The 7,188-nt window shown below is 73.3% G+C and carries 6 protein-coding genes; 1 reads left to right on the forward strand and 5 read right to left on the reverse strand.

Features of this window, described 5'->3' with window-relative positions:
• Positions 1-21 precede the first annotated feature (21 nt).
• The 5 genes from C1I97_RS06865 to C1I97_RS06885 form a co-directional block, all read right to left on the reverse strand.
• Positions 22-1,242, reverse strand: coding sequence for an MFS transporter (locus tag C1I97_RS06865; protein ID WP_258382454.1), 1,221 nt, complete (start codon positions 1,240-1,242; stop codon positions 22-24).
• A gap of 167 nt (positions 1,243-1,409) precedes the next feature.
• The gene (locus C1I97_RS06870) at positions 1,410-1,931 is read right to left on the reverse strand and encodes a MarR family winged helix-turn-helix transcriptional regulator (protein WP_111002330.1); all 522 of its coding nucleotides are present in this window, start codon (positions 1,929-1,931) and stop codon (positions 1,410-1,412) included.
• A 153-nt stretch (positions 1,932-2,084) separates the two neighbouring features.
• The gene (locus C1I97_RS06875) at positions 2,085-3,554 is read right to left on the reverse strand and encodes an MFS transporter (protein ID WP_111002331.1); all 1,470 of its coding nucleotides are present in this window, start codon (positions 3,552-3,554) and stop codon (positions 2,085-2,087) included.
• Positions 3,555-3,726: 172 nt separating this feature from the next.
• A complete protein-coding gene (locus tag C1I97_RS06880) occupies positions 3,727-4,056 on the reverse strand; it encodes an STAS domain-containing protein (RefSeq protein ID WP_111002335.1) in 330 nt (109 codons plus the stop codon).
• 204 nt (positions 4,057-4,260) lie between these two features.
• Complete coding sequence (locus C1I97_RS06885) at positions 4,261-4,764, reverse strand: MarR family winged helix-turn-helix transcriptional regulator (protein ID WP_181446610.1); 504 nt, start codon at positions 4,762-4,764, stop codon at positions 4,261-4,263.
• A gap of 79 nt (positions 4,765-4,843) precedes the next feature.
• Here C1I97_RS06885 and C1I97_RS06890 point away from each other — a divergent pair, with 79 nt between their 5' ends.
• The gene (locus C1I97_RS06890) at positions 4,844-6,985 is read left to right on the forward strand and encodes an MMPL family transporter (protein WP_111002336.1); all 2,142 of its coding nucleotides are present in this window, start codon (positions 4,844-4,846) and stop codon (positions 6,983-6,985) included.
• Positions 6,986-7,188: the final 203 nt, after the last annotated feature.

Consider the following 7,188-nt stretch of genomic DNA (forward strand, 5'->3'; position numbering starts at 1 on the left):
ACGTCCGGTGAGGGGTGGGGCTCAGCGGCGACCGGCTCGCGTCGCGGCCAGCAGCACCAGGGCGAGGGCCTGGATCGCGATGACGACCGTGATCAGCACCGGGATCGAGACGCCGTACAGGCCGCCGATCAGCGCGCCGCCGGCCAGACCGGCCGAGCCGGTGACGCCGGCAAACAGGCCGTAGGCGGTGGCCCGCCCGCCGGTGGGGACGAGGTCCGCGACCGTGGCCCGCAGCGTGGACTCCTGGATTCCCATGGCCGCGCCCCACACCAGCGACCCGGCCGCCGCGATCGCGACGGTGTCGGTGAACGCCAGCACGGCGACCAGCGCCGTCAGCACCGGCAGCGCCGCCAGGACCACGGGACCGTGCCGGTCGTAGAGCCAGCCCGTGGCCAGCGCGGCGAGCGCGTCGACGGCCATCGCGGCGGCGTAGAGCACCGGCACCCACGCGGCGGTCAGCAGATGCCGGTGGACCAGGTGGAAGGACAGCACCCCGAAGGTGGCGAAGCCGGTGGTCGTGACCGCCGTGAACGCCGCATAGGTCCAGAACGCCGTCGGCAGACGGCCGGCCGGTGCTGGTGCCGGGGTCTGCTCCGCCGTCGCCTCGGCGGCCGCCATCCGGCGTTCGTAGGCCTCCGGATCCGGGACACGGCTGCGCAGCCAGACCAGCAGCACCAGCGTCGCCACCCCGGGCACGGCCAGAACCCCGAGGGCGGGGGCGTAGTCGTCCCCGGTGGCGGCGAGCACCCCGGCCACCAGCAGCGGTCCGACCAGCGCGCCGATCTGGTCCAGGGCCTCGTGCACGGCGAAGCCGCGGCCTCGGCCGGTGACGGCCGTGGCGTGCGAGAGCAGGGTGTCCTTCGCCGGGGAACGCACCGCCTTGCCGACCCTCTCGGCGATCACCAGCACGCACGCCGCCCACAGCACCCCGGCCACGCCCAGCAACGGCACGGAGAGCACGGTCAGCACGTATCCGGCGATCGCCAGGCCCCAGAAGCGGCGGGTGCGGTCCGCCAGCGGACCCGACACCAGCCGCAGTACCAGCGCCGCCGCCTCACCCGCCCCGGTGACCACGCCGACGACGAGCGCGGACGCCCCGAGCGAGGCCAGCAGCGGGCCCGTGACCGAACGGGCGCCCTCGTACACGACATCCGCGAGCAGACTGACCGCGCCGAACCACATCACGAACCGCCACGGCCGCATCCCCACCGGCCGCCCGGCTGTCGTCTTCTCGGCCGTCACCTCTGCCTGCTTCCCGGCGCCTGGGCGAATCGGCAGGGGACCGTTGGCGGCACCTGTGCCGCGGTTCGGGTACGGCGAGCCCCACCGCCGCGTGACATTCCCACCGGAATGTCATAGTTGACCAGGGTATCGGTCGGCCGGGGAGCGGACTGCGGACGCTCGGCCGTTCACGGCCGGGAAGGCTGCTGCGCGGTCGTTCCGCCCCCGGGCTCGCCGAGGTGTTCGGCCAGCTGGAAGAGAGCGGGCAGGGCGAGGGCGATGGCGGACCGCTCGGTGTCGTCGAGGGCGGCGAGGGCGGCGTCCATGCGGCGTTCGTGGGCGGTGGTCCAGGCGGTGAGCTGGTCACGGCCGGCATCGGTGAGGGTGACGACGGAGGCGCGGCGGTCGGCGGGGTCGACCTCGCGGGCGACCAGTCCTGTGGTGATCATCTGGCCGATCAGTCCGCTGACGGTGCTCGGCGCCAGGCGCTGGCGGGCGGCGAGGTCGCTGATGCGGGCGGGAGAGTGTTCGCCCAGCACCTGCAGCAGTTCCACCTGGGCCATGGGCAGCGTTTCCCACGGGTAGTCGGTCCGGATGGAGGCGCGGAGCGCGCGGCGCAGGCGGGTGACGGCCTCGGTGAGCAGGCGGGCGTCCGGCACCTCGCCGACGGGGTGGGAAAGGGGCGTCTGGGAGCGGGGCTGCGCGGACATGTGGCAAGGGTAGCCATACCGTCCTCGCGACCGGCTTCTCCGTCCAGCGGCTGCCGACCGGCCTGCCCCCGGCCGCGCCCGAAGGCCCTGACCGCCGGACGTCGCACGCCCACGCGGCCCTGTTCCTGGCGACCGCCGTGCCGCCATGCCGCCCTACGTGCTTCCGGCCACCGCTCGTTCCGGGCCCGGGCCGTTTCCGCGCGGGCCCAGCCAGGCCGAGACGACGGCGACGGCCGAGACTCCCGCCAGGATCGACGCGGACCACCGGGCTCCGGTCTCGGTTCCGCTGCCCGCCGCCAGGTGCAGGGCGAGGGTGACCAACGCGACTCCCAGCGCCGTGCCCAGGCCCCGGGCCATGTTGACCAGGCCGCCACCGGTGCCCGACGAGCGCGCGGGGACAGCGGCCATGATCATGGCGTTGTTGGCCGGAGTGAACGTCCCCAGCCCCAGTCCGGCCAGCGCCAGCAGACCCGCCGTCCAGGCGACGCCCTGGGGGACGACCGCCATTGCGGCCATGGCGAGGAGGAACACGCCTGCTCCGGCCAGGCACCTGCCGCGGTCCGTCAGGGAGTGCGGCAACAGCCGGTCGCCTCCGGTCGCGGCCAGCGCGAAGCCGGCGGGCAGCGCGGTCAGCACCAGTCCGGCGGTCAGCTCCGAGGAGCCCCGCGCGGTCAGGACGACCGGCACCAGGACCAGCGGCCCGAACAGCACCAGATAACCGCTCAGTGCCCCGGCCAGCCCGAACGCCACGGCCCGCACCCGCAGCAGGGCCAGGTCCAGCAGCGGCGCGGCGGCCCGCCGCTGCCGGCGGACGAACCCCCAGCCGGACACGGCCGCCGCGGCGAACAGCAGGCCCACCCCCCATCCGGGCACGGGCAGCCCGGAGGCCGCGGACACGCCGAGCAGCGCGCTGGTGGTGGCCACCGCCAGAAGTCCCAGGCCGGCCCAGTCGAAGTGCGCCACCTTCGTACGGGCCCGGGTACGCGGCAGCAGATAGTGCCCGCTCACCAGCGCGATCACCCCGACCGGCACGTTCACCCAGAACACCCAGCGCCAGCCCAGCGTGGACACCAGCGCCCCGCCCACCGTCGGCCCCAGCGCCAGCCCCAGTGCCTGCGCGGCGGCCTGCACGCCGAGCGCGCTGCGCATCCACTCGCGGGGCGCACTGGTGGTCACCAGCGCCACGCTGTTGGCCTGCATCAGCGCCGCCCCGGCCGCCTGCACGACCCGGAAGCCCACCAGCGCCTGAAGCGACGGTGCCAGCCCGCACGCGGCGGACGCCAGCGTGAACACCGCGAACCCGTACAGGTACAGCAGCTTGCGGCCGTGCGCGTCCGCCAGCCGCCCGGCCGGCACCAGCAGCGCCACCAAGGTCAGCAGATACGCCAGCGACACCCACTCCACCGCCGCCAGCGAGGCGCGGAAATCGGTGCGCAGACCGCCGTAGGCCAGCGTGACGATGCTCGCGTCCAGCTGCCCCATGAACGCCCCGAAGCACACCGTGCCCACGGCCAGCCACCAGGCGTTCGGCCGCGACCGCACCGCCTTGGGGCGGGCCCGCTCCACGGTGAGTACGTCCGGCCAGCGGTGCCGGGCCGGGCTACGGGTCGTTCGCGGGGTCATGTCTCCACATTACAACGGTCACCGAAATATTCTGCCACCGTTCCACTTCGCTCGGCTTGTGCGGACCCCCGGCACACCCTCGGCGTGCCCGTGCCCGCACGTTCACCGGGCGGAGAGGCGCACGGAGTGGATGGACGGGGTGTCGAAGCGGCCGACGCGCGCGCGGGGGCCGTCACTTCTCCATCACGGCGACCGCGTCGAGCCCGGCGTGACGCAGGGTCCGCTGCACGGCGTGCCGGGCGCCGCGAACGGTGAGTGTCGCGGTCTCCGGCCGTCGCTCGGCCGCCTGCAGCAGGGCGTAGGCGCACGCGAGGTCGATGCCGGTGACCTCGCTCATGTCCACGATCCACTCGTCGGCCTCGCTCAGCGGCGGGGCCCCGAGCCGTTTCTCCAGTTCCCGCAGGAACTCTGCCCTGACGTCCCCCGCGAGGATCAGCTCGGCCCGCCGGCCACCGGTCGCCCTGACCGTGATCGCCGGAGCCGAGGAGCGTTCGGCTGCCATGGCGGCCTCCTTCACGTCCGCCACACCTTGGCGTACCTCCATGGTGGCCCCGGTGCGACCGCCCATGCCGTTCCGGGTCCCTTCCGGTCACCCACGCACAAGGCGTCCTGGCCCGTGCGGACCGCTCAGCGGTCGTGGCTCTGCCGCTCCGGGCGTTGTGGCGCGGCGAGCATCAGCGCCCCTGGGAGCAGAGGACGCAGGCGCTCACGAACGGGGGGTCCGGCAGCGCAGGAGCGCGAGTTCCCGGTTCATCTCGGTGAGGAAACGGGTGATCACCGTCAGTTCCTCGGGGCGGAAGCGTTTGCGTGCGGCGTCGGTGCCACGGGCCAGGGGCTGGAAGTAGTCCCTGGCGACGCCTCTGGCCGCCTCCGCGCAGTGGAGGTGCACGACGCGGCGGTCGTCGGCCGCACGGACGCGCCGGATGTGACCCGCCTGTTCCAGCCGGTCGATGCACGCGGTCATCGCGCCGGAGGTGAGATCGAGCTGCCTGCGCAGCCGCCCGGGTGTCATGGGCCCCTCGTCGGGGTCGGCGTCGAGGATCGCGATCAGGGCCTGCACATCGGTGAGGTGCAGGCCCTGCGCCTGAGCGAACTCGTGAGCGATGCGGTTGAACTCGGCGTTCATCCGTCGCAGCAGGACCGCGAAGGACTGCAACCCTGTCGGGTCGTCCCCGGGAAGAGAGGGCGGGGGGTCCTCGGTCCTGTACATGCCCCCAGTATATGTTTACTCAATCATTGAGATACTCGATGGTTGACTTACTCGGCCGTAATGATGCTTGGGAATGTTCATGAGAACCACACCGCGCCGGGCCCGGTGGCTCGTCCCGCTCGTCCTGCTGCTCGTCTGGCTCGGCGTGGGCGGAACGCTCGGGCCCTACGCGGGCAGGCTGGGCGAGGTCGCCACCAACGACCAGGCCGCGTTCCTGCCACAGGGCTCGGAATCCACCAGGGTGCTCAAGGCCCGTGAAGCGTTCGACCAGTCCGAGACCCTGCCCGCCGTCGTCGTCTGGACGGCCGGCGGAAACCGCGTCACCGAGGCCCAGCGGACGGCGGCGGCCGACGTCGTCGGCGCGCTCGCCGGGCGGCCCGGGGTCGTCGGCGCCCCGTCGCCCGCCCTGGTCTCCGGCGACGGGCAGGCGATACAGGCCGTCGTCCAGCTGAAGCCGGATCTCGGCGACGACCTGCCCGGCGTCCTGGACGAGGTGCGTGAGGCCGCACGGAGCGTGCCGGGCACCACGGCGCAGATCGCGGGCCCGGCGGCGAGCCAGGCCGATCTGTCGGACGCGTTCGCGGGCATCGACGGACTTCTGCTGGGCGTGGCGCTCGGCGCCGTACTGCTGATCCTGCTGCTCGTCCACCGGAGCGTCCTGCTGCCGCTCCTGATCACCTTCGGGTCCGTTCTCGCCCTGGGCCTCGCGTGTGCCGTGGTCTACGCACTGGCCGACCGGGGCGTGGTGCGGGTGGACGGCCAGGTGCAGGGCATCCTCTCCATCCTCGTCATCGGCGCCGCCACCGACTACGCGCTGCTGCTGGCCGCGCGCTTCCGCGAGGAACTCGCCGTGCGGAAAAACCGGGCCGCGGCCGCGGTGGCCGCCGTGCGCCGGTCGTTCGGCGCGATCACCGCCAGCGCGGCCACCGTGGCCCTCGCGCTGCTGGCCCTGCTCGCCAGCGACCTCACCAACAACCGCGCCCTCGGTCCGGTCGGCGCGATCGGCATCGTGTGCGCCGTGCTCTCCGCGCTCACCTTCCTTCCGGCCGCGCTGGCGTTGCTGGGCCGTACCGCCTACTGGCCCTCCCGGCCGAAGGAGTCGGACGCGTCCGTGGAGGGACACGGCGTGTGGCGTCGCGTCGCCGCGAGGGTCGACGCCCGGCCGCGCCGGACCTGGGTGGTGACCGCGCTCGTCCTCGCCGTCTTCGCCGCCTTTTCCCCCTCCCTGTCCGCCAAGGGCGTCCCGCTCGACGAGATCTTCGTGAACGACGCGCCCTCGGTCGCCGCCCAGAAGACGCTCGGCGAGCACTTCCCCGGCGGATCCGGCAATCCCGCCGTCATCATCGCCGACGCCGACCGCGCCGCTCAGGTGACGGCAGCGGCGCGGAACACCGAGGGCGTGGCATCGGCCGGTGCGGTCTCCTCGTCCGGGCGACCGGGAGCCGGAGAGCCGCTCGTCGTCGACGGCCGTGTCCGCGTCGAGGCCACCTTGAAGGCCGCGGCCGACAGCGACGCCGCCAAGGCGACCATCGAGCGGCTGCGCGAGAACGTGCACGCGGTGGACGGGGCCGACGCGCTGGTCGGCGGGTACACCGCACAGCAGTACGACACCCAGCAGACCGCCGCCCGGGACCGCACGGTCATCGTGCCCGTCGTGCTGGGAATCATCCTGCTCATCCTGGTACTGCTGCTGCGCTCGCTGCTCGTCCCGGTCCTGCTGGTGGCGACCGTCGCACTCAACTTCCTGGCGACGCTCGGGGTGTCGGCGCTCGTCTTCGAGCACCTCCTCGGATTCAGCGGCACGGACGCGTCGGTGCCCCTGTACGGGTTCGTGTTCCTGGTGGCGCTCGGCGTCGACTACAACATCTTCCTGACGTCCCGGGTACGGGAGGAGGCCCTCACCCACGGCAATCGGCAGGGGGTGCTGCGCGGGCTGACCACGACCGGGGGAGTGATCACCTCGGCAGGGGTGGTACTCGCCGCCACGTTCGCCGCGCTGATGGTGATTCCCCTGGCCTTTCTGGTCCAGATCGCGTTCATCGTGGCCTTCGGCGTCCTGCTCGACACCCTCGTGGTCCGCTCGTTCCTGGTTCCCGCGCTGGTGATCGACATCGGTCCCCGGGCATGGTGGCCCAGTGTCCTGTCCCGTGGCGGCACCGGACCCGCGAGCGGGGCGAAGCCGTCACCGGGAGCCCGCTGCGCGGACCGGCGTCCGTCGTGACCGGAGACCGGCGTCCGTCGTGACCGGACGGGAGTCAGAGGCCGCTCGGTGTGCCGAGGCCGGTCAGGGCGCCGACCGGGTCGGAATCGGGGGTGCCGCGGGGCCACCAGTCGTCGCGGTCGGGCTCGGACTCGTACGCGTACCACAGGCCGTTTCGGCCCAGGCGGAGCTGGAGGTGGCCGCGGGGGTGGGTGAGCCGGTTG

Source organism: Streptomyces sp. NTH33, assembly GCF_003236365.1.
GTDB lineage: Bacteria > Actinomycetota > Actinomycetes > Streptomycetales > Streptomycetaceae > Streptomyces.